The organism is Cupriavidus sp. 10L45 (assembly GCF_056395225.1).
In genome coordinates this window covers 1-17,543 of record NZ_JBFTJC010000009.1, presented here as the reverse complement: position 1 = coordinate 17,543, position 17,543 = coordinate 1, and the positions used below count along the sequence as shown (strand labels likewise).

At 65.8% G+C, this 17,543-nt stretch carries 14 protein-coding genes and 1 tRNA gene; 12 read left to right on the top strand and 3 right to left on the bottom strand.

All coding sequences use genetic code 11. The annotated features are described in order from the left end of the window. The first annotated feature begins 7 nt into the window (after window positions 1-7). The 7 genes from AC1DFU_RS16880 to AC1DFU_RS16850 all read left to right on the top strand — a co-directional run bounded on the left by AC1DFU_RS16880 (window position 8) and on the right by AC1DFU_RS16850 (window position 11,266). Complete coding sequence (locus AC1DFU_RS16880) at window positions 8-277, top strand: hypothetical protein (protein ID WP_092290290.1); 270 nt, start codon at window positions 8-10, stop codon at window positions 275-277. Window positions 278-473: 196 nt separating this feature from the next. Further along, window positions 474-1,946 (top strand): efflux transporter outer membrane subunit, encoded by a 1,473-nt coding sequence (locus tag AC1DFU_RS16875; RefSeq protein ID WP_092290288.1) that lies wholly within the window; start codon window positions 474-476, stop codon window positions 1,944-1,946. Between the two features lie 198 nt (window positions 1,947-2,144). Next, a complete protein-coding gene (locus AC1DFU_RS16870) occupies window positions 2,145-4,715 on the top strand; it encodes an FHA domain-containing protein (protein ID WP_441590563.1) in 2,571 nt (856 codons plus the stop codon). Continuing rightward, a complete protein-coding gene (locus AC1DFU_RS16865) occupies window positions 4,712-6,094 on the top strand; it encodes a beta-barrel domain-containing protein (protein ID WP_092290284.1) in 1,383 nt (460 codons plus the stop codon). Before AC1DFU_RS16870 ends, AC1DFU_RS16865 begins: the two co-directional genes overlap by 4 nt. A 30-nt stretch (window positions 6,095-6,124) precedes the next feature. After that, window positions 6,125-6,877: a peptidylprolyl isomerase gene (locus AC1DFU_RS16860; protein ID WP_441590562.1), complete on the top strand. Its 753-nt coding sequence runs from the start codon at window positions 6,125-6,127 to the stop codon at window positions 6,875-6,877. Then, the gene (locus tag AC1DFU_RS16855; protein WP_441590561.1) at window positions 6,858-9,953 is read left to right on the top strand and encodes a peptidase domain-containing ABC transporter; all 3,096 of its coding nucleotides are present in this window, start codon (window positions 6,858-6,860) and stop codon (window positions 9,951-9,953) included. The genes AC1DFU_RS16860 and AC1DFU_RS16855 overlap by 20 nt, the downstream gene beginning before the upstream one ends. After that, window positions 9,950-11,266, top strand: a complete 1,317-nt coding sequence (locus tag AC1DFU_RS16850) for a sigma-54 interaction domain-containing protein (RefSeq protein ID WP_441590560.1) — start codon at window positions 9,950-9,952, stop codon at window positions 11,264-11,266. The genes AC1DFU_RS16855 and AC1DFU_RS16850 overlap by 4 nt, the downstream gene beginning before the upstream one ends. A gap of 15 nt (window positions 11,267-11,281) precedes the next feature. Here AC1DFU_RS16850 and AC1DFU_RS16845 read toward each other — a convergent pair whose 3' ends face one another. Both AC1DFU_RS16845 and AC1DFU_RS16840 read right to left on the bottom strand, forming a co-directional pair. Next, on the bottom strand, window positions 11,282-12,061 hold the full coding sequence (locus AC1DFU_RS16845; RefSeq protein WP_092290276.1) for a PP2C family protein-serine/threonine phosphatase: 780 nt from the start codon (window positions 12,059-12,061) through the stop codon (window positions 11,282-11,284). Between the two features lie 103 nt (window positions 12,062-12,164). Further along, window positions 12,165-12,455 carry a hypothetical protein gene (locus AC1DFU_RS16840; RefSeq protein ID WP_092290275.1) on the bottom strand — a complete coding sequence of 97 codons (291 nt, stop codon included), beginning with the start codon at window positions 12,453-12,455 and terminating at the stop codon, window positions 12,165-12,167. A gap of 409 nt (window positions 12,456-12,864) precedes the next feature. Between AC1DFU_RS16840 and AC1DFU_RS16835 the strand changes: the two genes are divergently transcribed. The 4 genes from AC1DFU_RS16835 (at window position 12,865) to AC1DFU_RS16820 (ending at window position 16,349) form a co-directional block, all read left to right on the top strand. Beyond that, window positions 12,865-13,326, top strand: coding sequence for a lecithin retinol acyltransferase family protein (locus AC1DFU_RS16835; RefSeq protein ID WP_441590559.1), 462 nt, complete (start codon window positions 12,865-12,867; stop codon window positions 13,324-13,326). A 256-nt stretch (window positions 13,327-13,582) separates the two neighbouring features. Beyond that, window positions 13,583-13,657: transfer RNA gene (locus AC1DFU_RS16830), tRNA-Arg, on the top strand. 166 nt (window positions 13,658-13,823) lie between these two features. After that, window positions 13,824-15,020, top strand: coding sequence for a tyrosine-type recombinase/integrase (locus AC1DFU_RS16825; protein WP_477159787.1), 1,197 nt, complete (start codon window positions 13,824-13,826; stop codon window positions 15,018-15,020). A gap of 18 nt (window positions 15,021-15,038) precedes the next feature. Further along, the gene (locus AC1DFU_RS16820) at window positions 15,039-16,349 is read left to right on the top strand and encodes a hypothetical protein (RefSeq protein ID WP_477159788.1); all 1,311 of its coding nucleotides are present in this window, start codon (window positions 15,039-15,041) and stop codon (window positions 16,347-16,349) included. A gap of 164 nt (window positions 16,350-16,513) precedes the next feature. On the opposite strand, the gene AC1DFU_RS16815 is transcribed toward AC1DFU_RS16820, so the two are convergent. Further along, window positions 16,514-17,068: an ASCH domain-containing protein gene (locus tag AC1DFU_RS16815; protein ID WP_477159789.1), complete on the bottom strand. Its 555-nt coding sequence runs from the start codon at window positions 17,066-17,068 to the stop codon at window positions 16,514-16,516. Window positions 17,069-17,100: 32 nt separating this feature from the next. Here AC1DFU_RS16815 and AC1DFU_RS16810 point away from each other — a divergent pair, with 32 nt between their 5' ends. Continuing rightward, a complete protein-coding gene (locus tag AC1DFU_RS16810; protein WP_441645874.1) occupies window positions 17,101-17,337 on the top strand; it encodes a hypothetical protein in 237 nt (78 codons plus the stop codon). The last annotated feature ends 206 nt before the right edge of the window (window positions 17,338-17,543 follow it).

The window sequence follows — 17,543 nt, the reverse complement described above, 5'->3', positions numbered from 1 at the left end:
AATTGAAATGACCACGCTGACCATCCAAGACCTGTCCTCGACCGAAACCCTTGACGCCAAGAAGATGAGCGCCGTATCTGGCGGCCTCGGCCTCTTCGCCCCCTACACCTCGATCTATCACCCGGTGAAGATCGACTTCGACAAGACCACGACGATCAACCAGAGCAACCAGCAAATGCAGGAAGTCAACAACCTGTTCGGCAACGGCTCGGCCTTCCAGGAGCACCTGAAGAACACGGTGACGACCTCGCAGACCGCCTCGAACAACGTGTTCTGATTTATCGCCGGTTCAGATCGGCAGGGCACCGCGAACGACGGTGCCCCAAGCCGCACGGGGAGCATTGCGCCGGGGACCCCTCCGTCCCGGCGCTTTTTTTTTCGCCCCGCACACATGTCGAGGTTGGAGCTGGCTCCGCTTCGCACCACAATACAGTCGAGCGCCACGGCAGGCAGCACGAGTCCGACGGCGTTCCATGCAGGAAGTCATCGTGTTCGCTTTCGCCCCGGCCCCCGCACTGGCCAAACCTGTCGCCGCCGCGCTCTGCGCGCTGCTGATGGCGGGTTGCGCCGATTTTCGCCCCCCCGAGTACAAGCGCCCGGAAACGCCGGCCAAGGCGGACTGGTCGCGCACGGAGTCGATCACGGTATCGCCGGCCGAGACCATCGTGCCGAACTGGTGGCAAGGCTTCGGCGACCCCTATCTCGATGAACTGGTGGCCAAGGCGCTGGCCGGCAACTACGACATCCGCGTGCTGGCCGCACGTATCCGCGTGGCGAGCGCGCAGATTGGCGAAGCCCGTGCCGGCGCGCTGCCCGTGTTCGATATCGGCGCCGGCGCGAGTTTCGACAAGACCACCGGCCAGGCCATGACGCGCACCTTCAACCTGGGCGCCACGGTCAACTGGGACATCGATATCTGGGGCAAGGTGGAAAAGGGCGTGCAGGCCCAGACCGCCGAGTACCGCGCCTCCGAGGCGGACTGGCGCGCAGGCTACCTGGCGCTGGTGTCCGATGTGTCGATCACGTACTTCACGCTGCTCCAGCTCGACGAGCAGATCGCCCAGCAGCGGCTCACCGTGTCGCGCAACAACGACATCCTGACCACCTACAAGGCGATGCTCGCCAACGGGCTGCTGCCGCAGATCCGCGTGATGCAGCAGCAGGCGGAAATCAACCGTCTCAACAAGGATTTGATCGAGCTGCGCCGCTCGCGCGACGTGGCCGAGAACGCACTGGGCACGCTGGTCGGCGTGCCCGCCGGCGACTTCAAGGTGCCGGCCGGCCGATTGCAGGATCGGGTCAAGCTGCCCGTCGTGCCGGCCGGGCTGCCGTCGCAGTTGCTGGCACGCCGCCCGGACATCGTCGCCGCCGAGTACCGCGTGCTGTCCGCGTACAACGTCGTCGGCCAGGCCCGGCTCGCCCAGCTGCCCAGCATCAGCCTCACGGCGCGCGGCGGCACGGCCAGTTTCGCGCTGTCCGACCTGCTCAAGTCCTTCACTTTCGGCTTCATGCCGAGCATCAACCTGCCGATGCTCGACCCCAACGTGCGCGCCCGCGTGAAGACCACTGAAGCCAATATCGGCGTGGTGGAGAACGAGTACGGCCGCACGGTCATGACGGCGTTCGAGGAAGTGGAGAGTGCGCTGGTCAATGTGGATGCCCACAAGCGGCAGCGCATCGAACTCCAGCAGCAGGTGGATCAGCTGCGCGTGGTCTCCACCCAGATCGAGGCACAGGCCAAGGAAGGGATTGCGTCACAGCTGGAGGTCTTCGAGACCGAGCGTTCGCTGCTCCAGGCGCAACTGGCGTTGTTGGGGGCGCACCAACAAATCCTGGCCGATACCGTCACGCTGTACAAGGCACTCGGTGGCGGCTGGCCGAGCACCACCGTCAGCAATGCCGCGCCATCCAACGGTGCGAATACGACAGCGAACGTAGCGCCTTAGCCGCACGCGCGCACAAAGCGTTTCAACCTTGAAACCCGCCTGCCGCGTGCGTTCGCGCAACGCTGCACCGCAGCGGATTGACTCCCGAAAAGCGTGGCCTACTATGTTCATACGCGTGACCTCCCGTACCCCCATGGCCGGCCCATCCGGCCATGCGCGGCACAGCGCCACCGGCCCGACTGTTGGTTCCGTTGAAACATGACGCGCGACGATGCCCTGATCATGGAAATGCCGGTGAGAACGGGGCAGGCGTTCGACGTCCTGCTGATGCCCGTGTCCCGGCCCGAACTCGGCGAAATCCGGATCGGGGAGGATTTGTTCGCCATCGGCCGCGGCGAGGCGCCGTTCGTCGCCTATCCGGCGGAGACGGTCTCGGTACTTTCGCGCCGCCATGCGCGCATCTTTGCCGAGGACGGCGCGGTCTACGTGGCGGACCTCGGCAGCAAGAACGGCACGCGCGTGAATGGCGATGCGGTGGTCAAGCAGCCGGCACTGCTGCGCGATGGCGACGAGGTGAGCTTTGGCGCGGCGCTGTCGTACCGCGTGCGCGTCTATCCCCGCCCGCCGACCCCGGAGCCGCCGCGCCTGGCAGTCACGCTCGCGCCGATCCGGCCGGAAATCGGCCTGCAGCCGGTGGTCGTCGCGGGTTTCCCGTTCCTGGTCAGCAAGGCCGATGACACGTTTGCACGCTATCGCGACGACTATCCGCATCAGGTCAACTACCTCTCGCGCCGCCACGCGCACCTGTTCCTGAAGGCGGGGTCGCCGTGGCTGGAGGACCTGGGCAGCACCAACGGCACCTTCGTCAACGGCGTGCGGCTCGAGGACCAGGCTGTGCGGCTGGAGCCCGGCGATGTGATTGCATTCGGCGGCAGCCACTTCGTCTACCGCGTGGACATCGAGCGCGAGGACGATGCCGACGCCACGGCCACGCGCACCGTGGTGTACGAGGCGCCGCCGCCCGCCCTGGAGGCCGCCGCCGCTCCCGCCGCCGTTGACCCGCTGGGCGTCGACCCCGACAAGACCACCTTCGTCGGCGCCGCTGATTCCTTCCTCGACATCTTCTGCGTCGACTACGCCGCCGCGCAGGAAGACGAAGTGAACCCGGAGCCGATGCCAGACGGCGGGCACGCCCCGGCCCACAAGCCGGCGCCGCGCGGCAAGGTGGCCATGCTGCTGGCCGAGGCGGCGCGCACCTTCGGCATCGATGACCGGCGCAAGCAGGCGCGCGTGGCACGCTGGGGCGCGGTGGCGCTGCTGCTGGCGGCCATCGGCGGCGGCTACCTGTACTGGCGCGGCGCGCCGGACCGCTCGCTGACCGCGCTGATGGATAAGGGCGAGTACGCCCGCGCCGCCGCGCTGGCGGACGATTACCTGACGCGGCAACCGGACAACTCCCAATATCAGGCGACGGGGACCGAGGCGCTGATGCGTGCCTGGGTGCCGCCGTGGACCGCCCGGGTGCGCGCAAAGGACTTCAGCGGCGCCGATGCCGTGCTGGCCGAGATGCGCACCCACAGCCGCCATAACGCCGATGGCCGCGCGCTCATCGACGAACTGGAGTGGGTGACCAGCGTGGCGCGGCTGATGGCGGCACGCGGCGGCCCCGACGCCCCGATCCGCATGTATGCCGACGAAGCGCGCATCCGCGCGCTGGTCGCCCGCTGGGGTACCGACACGGTGGCGCACCAGCGCGCGCTGGGCCGCATCGCCAACCAGGTGCCGGTGTTCCGCGACGCCTATGCGGAGGGCCTGAGCAACCTGCGCAGGCTCCAGAACGAGGACTCGGTGTATCTGACTGCCATCGATCGTCTCAATGCCGCCATCGCCACCGAACTGGCCCGCGAGCAACCCGAGGCACTGCAGGCGATGCTGGCCGACTACAAGGACAAGTACCCGCGCCTGGCCGGGCTGGACACCGTGGAGAGCGACCTGAAGCAGTACACGGCGCTGATCGAGGCGCTGCGCCAGCGCGCCACGGGGCCGCTCGTCGCCCAGATGCGGCAGGTCAGCTTCGCCACGCCGCCGTTCAAGACGCAGTACGAGACGCTGCGCGCGGAGAAGCTGCCACCGGCCGATGTGCAGCGCCAGTACGCGCTGGCCGACGATGCCTGGCGGCGCGGCGACAGCGCGGCGGCCATCGACGCCCTGCGCCAGATTAACAGCGGACCGTGGGCGGCCGATGTGGCGAAGGACGTGGCGCACAAGCAGCAGGTGGCCGCGCAGTTCGCCAAGGTGAAGGAGGGCCGGGCGGGCAGCAGCGGCTATGAGGACGCCTTGCTGGCCTTCTACGCCGCGCTCGACCCGGATGCCGATGCGTATTACGTGAAGGCCATCGACGCCGACGTCAACACCATCCGCGAGGCCGCGCTGCGGCGCGCCAACCAGCTGCTGAACCGCGCCGCCACGCAGTGGCGCCAGTACCGCAACAACGGGCTGATCGCGGGCGAACAGCGGCTGGAGGCCGGTATCTCGCCGAAGTTCCGCGCGCAGGCCCGCCTGCTGGCCGAGGCGCAGGGCGATGCCCGCCAGGGCTTGCGCATCTACACCCAGCTCAAGGCCGGCGACATGGCCGAGTGGACCAAGGTGCGCGACGAGATCCAGGCCGAGGTGGACCTCCAGCGGCGCTCGCTCAACGACCTGCGCATGGTGCTGGACCCGGCCGTGCTGCGCGCCAAGCTAGAACTGGTGGGCGAGGGCAGCAAGGAGGCCGCGTCGGCCGGTGCCAGCGCCCCCGCCAGCACCACCGCATCCGGAGGCGCGCGATGAGCGAGGATCCCCGCGACAACAAGCTGCGCCCGCTCAACGAGGCGCTCGAGGACCACAGCGCCGAAGGCATCGCCATCCTGAGTTCGGAGCCGTGGCGGCTGTCGATGCTGACCGTGGTCATCACCGGCGCGCTGGTGATTTGCGCGCTGATCTGGTCTTTCTTCGGCCATGCCGATGTCATCGTGACGGCCCACGGCACGCTTGCGCCGGAGTCGGAAGTCCGCCGCTTCTACGCCCCCGTCGATGGCGAGCTGGCCGACCTCTACGTGGCCGAAGGCCAGCCGGTGTCGAAAGATGACGTGCTGGCGCGGCTCAACGCGCGCGGCGCGATCGAGGCGGCGGCCAGTGCGCTGGAGGCGCAGCTCAAGCTGGAGGACTCCGAGCGCGAATGGAAGCAGTTTCCCGAGCGCAAGGTGCTGATGGAGCGCCGCGCGCAGGCGCTCAAGCAGCAGATCGAGCTGGGCACGCGCCAGCACGAGAACCGCATGGCCGAGGGCACGACGCGGCTGGCCGAGCAGCAGCGCGCGCAGTTGCAGGAGGCGCGCAGCAATCTCGAAAACGCCCGCCGGGCGCGCGACTTCGCCCGGCAGGAGCAGGACCGCTACGCGCGCCTGTTCGCGCTGCCGGCTGGCGGCGGCGTGTCGCAGTCGCAGGTGGAAGGCAAGCGCGCCATCACCCAGGATGCCGAGAACAACCTGCGCGTGGCGCAGTCGCGGCTGAGCGAGCTGGACGCGCGGCTGTCGCAGCAATACACGCAGGCCAGCGCGCAGTTGGAGGGCAGCGGGCAGGAGCTGGCGAACCTGCGTATCCAGTACGACGCGGCGATGCGCGAGATCAGCAACACCGAGGACAAGCTGCGCCTGCAGGTGCAGACTGCCCGCCTGGTGGCCGAGGCCGCCGCGCGCATCAAGTTCGAGAACATCGACAAGGACAACTTCCTGCTGATCGTGGCGCCGGTGTCGGGCGTGATTACCGACGTCACCTCCACCCAGCGCGGCGACAAGGTGCAGGCCAACGCGCCGCTCGGGGGCATCGCCCCGAAGGATGCCCGGCCGATGCTGCGCATCGAGATTGCCGAGCGCGACCGCGCCTTCCTGCGCGAGGGGCTGCCGGTCAAGCTCAAGTTCAACGCATTTCCGTATCAGCGCTACGGGCTGATCGCGGGGACGCTGGAGTACATCTCGCCGGCCACCAAGCCGTCGGGGCCGGACAAGCAGCCCGTGTACGAGGGGCGTGTGCGGCTGGCGCAGGACTACTACGCCGTGGCCAGCAGCCGCTACCCGCTGCGCTACGGCATGACCGCCACGGCCGAGATCGTGGTGCGCGAGCGCCGCCTGATCGACCTCGGGCTAGACCCGTTCCGGCAGGTGGCGGGCTGAACAGATTCCAGCAAGAAAAAGGAGAGGGCGATGACAGCCATCGTGCGGATCGACGAGGAAGTGATCGGCGTCGACGAATTCGTGAGGGTACTCAAGCTGACCGGCCAGTTCGAGGGGCTGGTGGAACAGCTCGTGCGTGACAAGCTGACCGCCCACGCGGCGCGGCGGCACGGCATCAAGCTGGCGCCGGAGGAGATCCAGGAGCGCGCCGACCAGTTCCGCCGCGTGCAGGGGCTGCATCGGGCGGCGGACATGAACCACTACCTCGACGCGCTCGGCATCACGCTGGACGAGTTCGAGGCGTTCATCACCGACAGCCTCTACCAGGAGAAGATGCTGGCCGAGGTCTGCAACGACGCGGCCATGGAGACCTACTTCCAGCTCAACTCGCCGAAGTTCGACAGCATCGAGGTCAGCCATATCGTGGTGGATACCGAAGGCAAGGCGCGCGAGCTGGTCTCCTACCTCCAGGACGACCCGGACAGCTTCAGCGAGATGGCGCGCGAGCACTCGATCGCCGACACCCGTGAGCAGGGCGGCGACATCGGCAAGGTGCTGCGCGGCTCGCTCAAGAGCGACATCGAGGCCAAGGTGTTCAATGCCGAGCCGGGCGCCCTGCTGGGGCCGTTCCCGGCGGCGGACCGCTCGTTCTTCGAGGTGTTCCTGGTGCGGGCCAAGCATCCGGCGCGGCTCGATGCCGACGTGGCCGTGGAAGTGCGCCGGCTGCTGCGCGAGGAATGGCTGATGGCCAGGGCTCAGGAACATGTCATCCAAGCCCGCTAGCGATGCCGCCGCCGAGGCGCCCCCGCCAGGGGCCGCCCCTACGTTGGCCGATTTCCTGGCCACGGTGGAGATCCTCTCGCCGCTCTCGCGCGAGGAACTCGAACGGCTGGCCGCCAGCGCCCGCACGCTGACCTTCGGCTTCGGCGACACGGTCTGCAACGCGGGCGATCCGGCCGACGGCATCTTCATCGTCCGGGCCGGCTCGGTGCGCGTGTTCAACGAGGAGCACGGCAAGGAAATCAGCATGGGCGTGCGCAAGGCCGGCGAGGTCTTCGCCGACATCGCCCTGCTGCGCGACTATCGGCACGAGTCGTCGGTGCGGGCGTCGGGCAAGACCGAGCTGATCACGATTCCGCGCAGCGTGTCGGAGCCGGTGGTGGGCGGCAACCCGGCCGCGCTGGCCTTCATCACCAGCTACGTGGCGATCAGTTCGGCCGGCGGCTTCGTCGCACGGCTGTTCGATCTGCGCGGCAAGCTGGACAAGAGCGAACTGGAGGACGCGGTGCGCAGCGTGGGCGTGAAGCGCGTGGCGGCCGGCAAGCCCATCCTCCAGCAGGACGGCCGCGACGACCGCCGCCTCTACGTGGTGCGGCAGGGCACGGTGCGGATCGTGCGCGAGGAGGACGGCGATACCTTCCCGCTCGCCACGCTCGGCCAGGGCGAGATATTCGGCGAACGGGCCTGCGTGATGCGGCAGGAGCAGATCGCCTCGGCCATCGCCGAAACCGACACGCGGCTGCTGGTGATTCCCGAGAAGACGGTCCAGTTGATCCTGGAACGCAACGTGCGGCTGCGCGAGGTGCTGGAGGAACGCATCCGCGCCGTGGACCGCGAACTGCATCGCCAGAAGAAGCTGGCCGAGCGGCGCAAGCGGCCGGTGCTGCTCGATCTCCACTCCAAGCCGGAGTTCGGCGAGCGGGTCATCCGCCGTTTCGCGATGGTGGAGCAGGCCGAGGAGATGGATTGCGGCGCGGCGTGCCTGGCGATGATCTGCCGGCACCACGGCATTCCGATGACGCTGGGCAAGCTGCGCGAGCTGGCCAACGTAACCACGTCCGGCGCCACGCTGGACAGCCTGGCGCGCGCCGGCGAGTCGCTGGGCTTTACCACGCGCGGCGTGCAATGCACGCGCGACGCGCTGCTCGGCTTCGAACTGCCGTTCATCGTGCACTGGGAGGGCTACCACTACGTGGTGGTGTACGGCATCTCGGCGCGCCATGTCTGGGTGGCTGATCCGGCCATCGGCTTCCGCAAGATGAGCACAGAGGAGTTCGAGCGCGGCTGGAGCGGCACCTGCCTGCTGTTCACGGCCGGCGAGACCATGACCGAGCTGGCCGTGGCGCGCTCGCCGTGGCTACGCTTCATCGGCTACCTGTCGCCCTACAAGCGCATCCTCGCGCACCTGTTCCTGGCGACCTTCGTGATCCAGATGCTCGGGGTGGTGCCGCCGCTGATCATCCAGAACATCCTCGACGGCGTGGTGGTGCACCAGAACGTCGGCCTGCTCCACCTGCTGATCCTGGGGCTGGTGATCTCCAACATCTTCACCCAGCTGATGGCAACCGTCCGCGCGTACCTGGCCAATTTCATGGTGCGCAACATGGACTTCGCGATGATGTCGCACTTCTTCAAGCACACGCTGTCGCTGCCGCTGTCGTTCTTTGCCAAGCGCAAGACCGGCGACATCTTCGCGCGCTTCCAGGAGAACCAGACGATCCGGGCCTTCCTGACCGAGTCCACGGTGACCACGGCGCTGAACCTGCTGATGGTGTTCATCTACTTCACCATCATGTTCTTCTACAACGTCAAGCTGACGCTGCTGCTGATCGCCTTCATCATCCCGATTGCCGCCCTGACCGTCATCGTCACGCCGAAGGTGAAGACCTACGCGCGCGACGTGTTTTCGGCCTCGACTGACGCCAAGTCCTACCTGATGGAGACGCTGGGCGGCGCGGAGACGGTGAAGGGCATGGGCATCGAGCGGCCCGTGCGGCTGCGCTGGGAGCGCAAGTACGCCAAGGCGCTGGAGAAGCAGTACCAGGCCCAGTCCTTCCACATCCTGGTCGGGCTGGTCAGCCAGGTCCTGAACGCGGCCACGACCATCGCGGTGCTGTGGGTGGGCGCCACGCTGGTGCTGGAGCGCGAGCTGACCATCGGCCAGCTGATCGCCTTCAACGCCTTCATGGGCAGCGTGCTGGCCCCGGTGATGGGGCTGGTGGCGCTGTGGAGCCAGTTGAACGACGCCGGTGTGGCGATGGAGCGCCTCGGCGACGTGCTCGACCTCGAACCCGAGCAGAAGCCTCAGGACGTCCTCTCGCGCGTGATGCTGCCGGACCTCCAGGGCGAGATCCGCTTCGAGGGCGTGTACTTCCGCTATGGCGGCGAGGACACCCCCTACGTGCTCGAAAACATCAGCTTCCACATGCGGCCGGGCGAGATGGTGGCCATCGTGGGCCGCAGCGGCTCCGGCAAGACCACGCTGGCCAAGATGCTGGTGGGCTTCTACAAGCCGAGCGAGGGGTCGATGTCGGTGGATGGCTACGACCTCAATGTGATCGATGCCGGCTTCTATCGCGCCCAGGTGGGCTATGTGATGCAGACCAACCTGCTGTTCTCGGGCACGATTGCCGAGAACATTGCCTGCGGCGACGACAGCCCGGACCGCCGCCGCATCGAGGAAGTCGCCAAGATGGCGGACGCGCACGCCTTCATCTCCAAGCTGCCGCTCGGCTACGAGCAGGTGGTGGGCGAGCGCGGCATCGGCCTGTCGGGCGGGCAGATCCAGCGGCTGTGCATCGCCCGGGCGCTGTACCACGACCCGCGCCTGCTGGTGTTCGACGAAGCCACCTCGGCGCTGGACACGCAATCCGAGAGCAACATCCTCGCCAACATGCAGGAGATCCTGCGCGGGCGCACGGCCGTCATCATCGCGCACCGGCTCAGCACAATCATGCAGGCAGACAAGATCCTCGTGCTGTACGAAGGCGGCATCGTGGAGCAGGGGCGGCACGAGGAACTGCTCGCGCGCCGCGGCATGTACTACCAGTTGGTCCAGAAACAGTTGAGCGCGGCATGAAGCTATTCAACCAGGGCACGCCTGTTACCTCCGCGGTGTCGTTTGCCGGGCTGATCGAGAAGATCGAGATCCTGCGCTCGACGCTGCGCTGGTCGTCGCGGCTGGAGCGGCCCGAGATCGAGAAGCTGCTCAAGCAGGCCACCACGCTGCGCGACGAGGTGATGGGGCTGTCACACAAGGAGCGCTTCGTGGCGGCCGCCTCGGCCGAGCCCGAGGCGGTGACCGAGGTGGAGCCGGTGGACCTGTCCTCGCGCGAGCGGCGCCAGGCGCTGATGGAGCGCAGCTTCATCTTCGAGGGCACCTTCGGCGACAACCCCAAGCTGCTGGAGGCACTGGAGATTGCGGAGAAAGCCTCCCCGACCGACCTCCCGGTGCTGATCGACGGCGAAAGCGGCACCGGCAAGGAGCTGATGGCGAAGGTGATCCACGCCAACGGCTCGCGCACGGACAAACCGTTCATCTCGGTCAACTGCGGGGCGATTCCGGACAGCCTGCTCGAATCGGAACTGTTCGGCCACAAGAAGGGCGCGTTCACGGGCGCCGCCAACGACCGGCGCGGCAAGTTCGAGAGCGCCCACACCGGCACGATCTTTCTCGACGAAATCGGCGAACTGCCTCTGGTCGGGCAGGTCAAGCTGCTGCGCGTGCTGGAGGCGCACGAGATCCAGCGCGTGGGTTCGGACGAGGTGATCTCGGTGGACGCCCGCATCGTGGCGGCCACCAACAAGGATCTACGGCGGATGAGCCAGGAAGGCACCTTCCGCGAAGACCTGTTCTACCGGCTCAGCGTGATTCATGTGACGTTGCCGGCACTGCGTGAGCGGCGCGACGAGATCGCGCTGCTGGTGGCCTATTTTGGCGATGAGTCCGCTGGGCAGCTCAAGCGCCGTCCGGTCAAGCTGACGCCCCGCCTGCGCGACTTCCTGATGCACTACGACTACCCCGGCAATATCCGCGAACTGCGCAACATCATGTACCGGATCTCCTGCCTGGCCGGCGATACGGCCGATCTGGCGCACCTGCCGCAGGACATCCGCCCCCGGCCGGCGGGGCTGTCCGTGGTGGCGGGGGCAGGGCGCGCCGGCGTGGCGGACGTGACCACGGCGACCTCGCTCGCCGAGGCCAAGCGCGCCGCCAGCGACGAGGCCGAGCGGGCCTTCCTCGAACGGGGCCTGCAGGAAGTGGGCGGCACGGTGGCGGAGCTGGCGCGGCGCTTCGAGATGAATCGCTCGCACGTGCAGATGCTGCTTAAGAAGCACGGCATCCATTCGAAGGATTTCCGGGGCAACCGGGCGGCGGAGGGCGGGAAGTAGGGCCCCTCGCTTCGCTCAGACTTCCGGATTGAGCAGCGTCATGTCGGAGCCGCCGCCGATGTCCTCGGCGCGCAGTACGACAACCGACACGTTGTCGTGCCCGCCATTCACCAGCGCGCGCTGCACCAACTCGTTGGCCGCCGCCGCGCAGTCCCCCGCGCTGGCTGCCAGCACCGCCGCGATGCCGGCATCCTCCACCTCGTTGCTCAGGCCGTCGCTGCAGAGCAGGAACATATCGCCATCGCCCACCTCTAGCGTCAGCACGTCGAGGTCGAGCCGGGTGGCGGCGCCCACGGCGCGCGTGATGGTGTTGTGGGCGGGATGGTGCTTGGCTTCCTCGGCCGTGATCAGCCCCCGGGCGCGCAGCCGCTCCACCTGGCTGTGGTCGCGCGTGAGCTGTTTCAGATGGCCGGCCCGGAAAAGATAGAGCCGGCTGTCGCCGGCCCAGAGGCACCCGCATCGCCGCTCGCAGGCCAGCATCGCCACGACGGTGCTGCCGATCACCCGGACCTTCATCCGCACGGCTTCGTCGATCAGCGCCTGGTTCACGGTCAGCAGCGTCGTGCGGGCGTCGTCCAGCGCGCCATCGAGGCTGCCGGGCGGCCCCAGGCCGGAGAGGGCCTGGACGATGGCCCGGCTGGCGAAGTCCCCCACGGCATGGCCGCCCATGCCGTCGGCCACCGCCCAGATGCCGCGTTCGGTCAGGTCCAGGCAGGCGTCCTCGTTGCGTTCCCGCACCCGGCCGACGTCCGTGGCGGCGGCCGAGCTCCAGCGGAATTCCGTTGCGCAGGTCACGGTGTGCTCCGGCGCGGAAGAAAGCGGCTCCGCGCAAGCGCCGCCCCCCGGGGCAGCATCAAAGGGTGGCCGGTGGGAGTGCCCCCCGGCTACCGGGCAGGACTCAGATCAACCGACCCTTGTTCCGGGCGTCCAGCGCGGCGTCCACGGTGATGGTCGAATTGGGCGCGTTGTTCTGGACGTCGATGTTCTGGAACTGGTTGTTCATCTGATCAGCATAGAAGCTGTAGTTGATCTCGTAAAAGTTCACGACTGGAGACGCGCTCGGGCGGGAGGCCACGTAGGGCTGGATCCAGCCGAACACCCACGGCGCGCCGCCGCCGCGAATGCAGGACATGGCGCGGAAATCCAACACGTGGTGGGTGTCGAGGTCCTTGACGATGAGGGTGGCCATGATGGTCTCCAGAGTCGGGGGGCGGCGCGTGGCGCCATGGCTGTATAGAGCAATCGGTGTGCCACAGGGGCTTTGTGAGGCCGGGGGCGCATGGCGGGCGCGACGTGGCGTCGGGACGGCCCGCGGCGTTGGCACCGGCCCAACACCGGGCACGAGGGGTGTCGGCTGGCACCCGCCACAGCTATCCGGCTCTGGATGGGCAAGGTGGAAGCTCGGTTGATGGCCGCCAGCCAACACATCGCTCACAAAACTGTTGGATGGCCGCGCACGGTTTCTGGCCGGGAAGGGGTGCCGATCGCCCGCAACCCCTTGTCCTGCCGTGGTTCGATGGCATTGGCACGCTTGATGCGGTTGGTTGGCATCGACACAGCACTGGCTGCCTCCCACCGACACCGAACCGAGAACCGCCATGAACACCCAAAACCAACAACAAGACGACTACCTGCCCGGCGCCCATCTGGTTACGGAACGCAACGGCTACGTCCATCATGGCATCTACGCCGGCAACGGCCGCGTCATCCACTACGCAGGCTTCTGCCACGCCCTGCACGCCGCCCCGGTCGAGGAAACCTCGCTCACCCAGTTCGCCCACGGTCACACAGTGGCGGTGAAGATTGAACCCTGCGCCCGCTACCTCGGCATGGAAGCCGTCGCCCGTGCCCGCACCCGCCTCGGCGAAGACCACTACCACCTGCTGACCAACAACTGCGAACACTTCTGCACCTGGTGCCTGCTCGGCCAGGCCCGCAGCGAACAGGTGGACGCCTGCCTGCGCCAGCCCCGTGCCGCCGTCCACACCGTCCTGTCGATGGTGCGCGCCCTGCTGGCATCGATCGGCACCGGTACCGGCACCGGCCTGACCGCCGCCTGAGCGGACCATCCAACCAACAGGGAGCAAGCCATGAGCGGACTGATCGATTGGGTAGGCTGCGAAAGCCGCCAGGCAAGGGCCTGCCACCGGCGCGCCGCCCGAGCCACCGCCAGCGGACGGCGTGACCAGCAAGGCGCGCGCCGTCGCACCAGCACCCGCCGCCGGCCATGGGCCGAACTTGCCGAGTTTGCTATACTCCGCCCCGTCTTCCGGCTCGGCCGGCCCATGGCGGCTGGCGCACCGTGCAGACGGTCCGCTCGCCGTAGTTCAATGGATAGAACGAGCGCCTCCTAAGCGCTAGATACAGGTTCGATTCCTGTCGGCGGGACCATAATCAAGTCCGCAGCAGTTCTCCAAAGTCCTCCGCTCCGCGATAAATCAAGGCTTCCCGGCCTTTCGACGTTCATCAAAGTTCGTGACGAATCGTTGGCATCCGGCATTTTTCGAGGCATCATTCGTGGCACCGGTAATGCCACGATTTTCGGTGCCACGAAAAAATGCCCATCCGCGTCGAGCCGCTCTCAGACACCAAACTCCGTAACGCCAAAGCAAAAGAGAAACCGTACAAGCTGGCGGACGGTGGTGGCCTGTTTTTGGAGGTAATGCCCGACGGCCGCAAGCTGTGGCGCTTTCGATATTTCAGGCCATCAGGTAGCGAGAATCGCCTCGGATTCGGCGTGTACCCCGAAGTCACCCTGGCCCAGGCGCGCGCGCAGCGCGATTCGGCGCGCACCCTGCTGGCCGCCGGCACCGACCCCGGCACTGCCAAACAGGATCAGCGCCTCGCGGCCAAGATCGCCGCTGGCAATTCCTTCGAGGCGGTCGCTCGTGACTGGCATGCCACCCAGAAGGAAAGCTGGAACGAAGTCTATGCCGGCAAGGTCCTCGCCTCGCTCGAGAACGACGTCTTCCCAGCGTTGGGCAGCACCCCCATCTCCGACATCCGCGCGCCGGCCATCCTGGCACTGCTGAAGAAGGTCGAGGCGCGCGGCGTCCGCGACACCACGAAGCGCGTGCTGCAGCGCATGCGCGCAGTGTTCCAGTACGGCATCGTCTATGGCTTGTGCGACCGCAACCCGGCCACCGACATCGATAGCGAGGTCGTGCTCAAGGCGGCGCCGGTCCAGCACCAGGCCAGGGTGCCGCTGGCCGAACTGCCGCAGCTGCTGCGTGACATCGATGGCTACGAGGGCGACAAGGTGACGCGTCTGGCGTTGCAGTTCATGACGCTGACGTTCGTGCGCACGACGGAAATGATCCAGGCGCGATGGGACGAGATCGACGAGGACAAGGCCGAGTGGCTGGTGCCGGCTGAGCGCATGAAGATGCGTGACCCACACGTGGTGCCGCTATCCACGCAGGCGCTGGCCGTGCTGAAGGAACTGCGCGCAATCAATGGCCACCGCGGCTTCATCTTCTACAGCCCACGCGGCAAGACAGGCCATATCAGCAACAACACGATGCTGTATGCGCTGTATCGCTTGGGATATCACTCGCGCATGACCGGGCACGGGTTCCGTGGTTTGGCCTCGACGGCGTTGAACGAGCTGGGCTTCCGGCCGGATGTCATTGAGCGCCAGCTTGCGCACGTGGAGCGGAACAAGGTGCGCGCAGCATATAACCACGCGCAGTACCTGCCTGAACGTCGGCTAATGATGCAGGCTTGGGCGGATCACCTGGGTGGCTTGATGTAACAGGCCGAGATAGTTTCAATGCTTAGATCTGACGGATTTCACCTGACTATGTACGGACCAAACGATTCGCTGCGTGACGTAATTCAGAAGTTCATTGAGCAGGTGCAGCGGTCTCCAGAACAGATGCCCACACAGGCAGTTTTCTTCTATGGGCCTGAAGCGCTACTCGATGACTTCGTCTACGTTTCGCCAACTCGAAGCTTGGAGTTTGCGGCCGCGCTCGCTGGAGCCTTGAAGAATGAGCCTGGATTTCCGCAAGATGTCGTCATTCAACTGCATTCCGGGAATGCGCTGACGGGCTTCTACCCCAACTTTCTCGGCGACCCGGTGCATCGGGTGGCTTTAAAAACAAAGAACCCGGACGCAACGATTGCCTGGCTTCGGAGGGTCTTAGCCACAGAATCTTCAGCGGGACAATACAACTTGGCGGTGTGGGGCGCACCGGTTCACGATGTAATTCAGCTGACTGACGATGTGCAGCTGGTGCCTTTCGAAAGCATGCCGGAAGACGCTCGAAAATTTGGCCTCAAGAACGCTGGCCTTTGGGCCGCACGCTTGCCACAGTACAATCCCCTCTTGTTCATGCCTCCTTCGTCCGTCCTGGTATGCTCTCGCACCATGTCTCCTGCCGTCGTGTCGCTGCGTAACGAGGAACAATCAGCAGACGTACCCAATCCCTTTTTAGAGGTACATGAGTATCTCCATGCGATTGCATTAATCCTGACTGCTGTTGGCCCGAGATCGCTGACGACGGCGACCATGTGGTTTGAATACAGCGATATCGATATGAGGCAGGCGGCCATACTCGGCGGCGCTCACACAAAATTCACAGAGATTATTCCGATGACTCTCGCCGACTATCCTGCGATAGATCCAGTCGTCGCCAAGGCAGCCATTTCTGGATTTTTCAGTCTGAACGATTCAGCGAAAGCGCAAGTCAAAGTCGCCCTTAAGAGGCTAAATCAGGCGCAAGTTCGGCACGATATAGGCGATCGAGCTATCGAGGTTGCGATTGCTCTTGAGTCGCTCCTAGGGAACGGAAACACTGAACTCACGCATAGAGTGAGTATGCGCGGCGCAAAGCTTCTCGGAGGTACTGTCGAGGAACGCATGCGGACTTTTGACGTAATTAAGGCAGCATACGGAATTCGAAGTAGCATGGTGCACACTGGGAGCGGGACACAAGAAAAGCACAGGATCTGCGGCACCAGGACTCATGCGAATGAGATTATCCCCCTAGCTATCTCAGTTTGTGCAAAGGTCGTTCTGAAGCTGCTATCGAATCGTGCGATCCCTGAGTGGAATCGATTTGACGTGGAGGCAACCTAACTCGTTGTCTACCCGTCTCTGCGCCAAGGGCTTTCATGCCGCGCCAAACGGTGGTGCTGCCTTCCCACCGATGCTCCGTTGCATGCCAAGGGTGAATCGGGCATCTGCGCGCTGGGCGTCAGTCGTGGGAGGCCAGCCGGCCGGCCAGGTGAGAGGATAGTTCGTCATGCCGCGATCCTCCTGAACTCCACCACCCACACCCAAGGATTTGCCTCCCACGCGCCGGCGCCGTTGATGCTGTCCCAAAGCCGGCGGTACCCGAGGAGGTAATCCTCGGGGCAAGCCTGGCTGATCAATTGATCCGGAAATACTGGGTCAGCGCCTTCTGCGATTGCATCGCGCACGCTGCAGTCGTCCAGCCGCTCGACGCGCACGGCGATGATCTCCAGCACGAGGCGGCTATCCTCTCGCCGCATATGGATGGACGGGTGCCAGCGTCCTTGAATCGGCGCATCAGGATGTGTAGCGCGGTAGTACAGGTCTGGCGCGTATGCATCGCCGCCAAAGCCGTGCGTCTCGCGCACCCACAGGCGGTCGCCGGCCTGGCCGTAGGGGCATGCCCGGTTTGCCGGGTCGGCAACGTAGGCCGGCGTGAAGTTGTCCGACTGCAGCCAATCCAGCGCCCAGCCCTTGACCGGTCGTCGTGTCTGCGTCTTCCGGCCGTCGAGGATGGCGCGCACCATGGCGCCGGAGAAGAGGATGGGGCGTTCTTTTGTCATGCTAGGATGGTCGTCACGTTGGAGGGGCGGATATGGAGCGCGTTTCCGAGTACCGAGGCTTCGAGATCCGGATGTTCCTGACGGGCACTTCCACAGACATGTTTGACGTCTGGTTCCAGATCACGGGCCCGACGAATCCAGCGGGAGTCGCCGCGATAGGAAAGCGGATCAAAGTTCACGGCAGCCCATTCTCCAAACGATGGGCATATCTGGTGGCTGAAGTCGCTGGCCGTGCGGCGGTGGACGTGATATTGGGCGTGGACGAGTAAATTGCCCGTTTGACTCCCGACGAAATGGAGGGACAAGCCATGGCTGAGAGCCTTATTTTCATGGGTCGGCACGTGACCTTTGAATTGACCGAGAGGACTTTCGGGATGTGGCATTGGACATACACCCTCGACGACCAAGCGACCTTTGAGAGCCAAGGAAACTCTTTCCCCACGCGTGAACTTGCGATGGCCGACGCCATGCGTGA

Coding starts and splice junctions, on each gene's coding strand:
- AC1DFU_RS16880 (WP_092290290.1), top strand. CDS start 8: ATGACCACGCTGACCATCCAAGACCTGTCCTCGACCGAAACCCTTGAC.
- AC1DFU_RS16875 (WP_092290288.1), top strand. CDS start 474: ATGCAGGAAGTCATCGTGTTCGCTTTCGCCCCGGCCCCCGCACTGGCC.
- AC1DFU_RS16870 (WP_441590563.1), top strand. CDS start 2,145: ATGACGCGCGACGATGCCCTGATCATGGAAATGCCGGTGAGAACGGGG.
- AC1DFU_RS16865 (WP_092290284.1), top strand. CDS start 4,712: ATGAGCGAGGATCCCCGCGACAACAAGCTGCGCCCGCTCAACGAGGCG.
- AC1DFU_RS16860 (WP_441590562.1), top strand. CDS start 6,125: ATGACAGCCATCGTGCGGATCGACGAGGAAGTGATCGGCGTCGACGAA.
- AC1DFU_RS16855 (WP_441590561.1), top strand. CDS start 6,858: ATGTCATCCAAGCCCGCTAGCGATGCCGCCGCCGAGGCGCCCCCGCCA.
- AC1DFU_RS16850 (WP_441590560.1), top strand. CDS start 9,950: ATGAAGCTATTCAACCAGGGCACGCCTGTTACCTCCGCGGTGTCGTTT.
- AC1DFU_RS16840 (WP_092290275.1), bottom strand. CDS start 12,455: ATGGCCACCCTCATCGTCAAGGACCTCGACACCCACCACGTGTTGGAT.
- AC1DFU_RS16835 (WP_441590559.1), top strand. CDS start 12,865: ATGAACACCCAAAACCAACAACAAGACGACTACCTGCCCGGCGCCCAT.
- AC1DFU_RS16825 (WP_477159787.1), top strand. CDS start 13,824: ATGCCCATCCGCGTCGAGCCGCTCTCAGACACCAAACTCCGTAACGCC.
- AC1DFU_RS16820 (WP_477159788.1), top strand. CDS start 15,039: ATGCTTAGATCTGACGGATTTCACCTGACTATGTACGGACCAAACGAT.
- AC1DFU_RS16815 (WP_477159789.1), bottom strand. CDS start 17,068: ATGACAAAAGAACGCCCCATCCTCTTCTCCGGCGCCATGGTGCGCGCC.
- AC1DFU_RS16810 (WP_441645874.1), top strand. CDS start 17,101: ATGGAGCGCGTTTCCGAGTACCGAGGCTTCGAGATCCGGATGTTCCTG.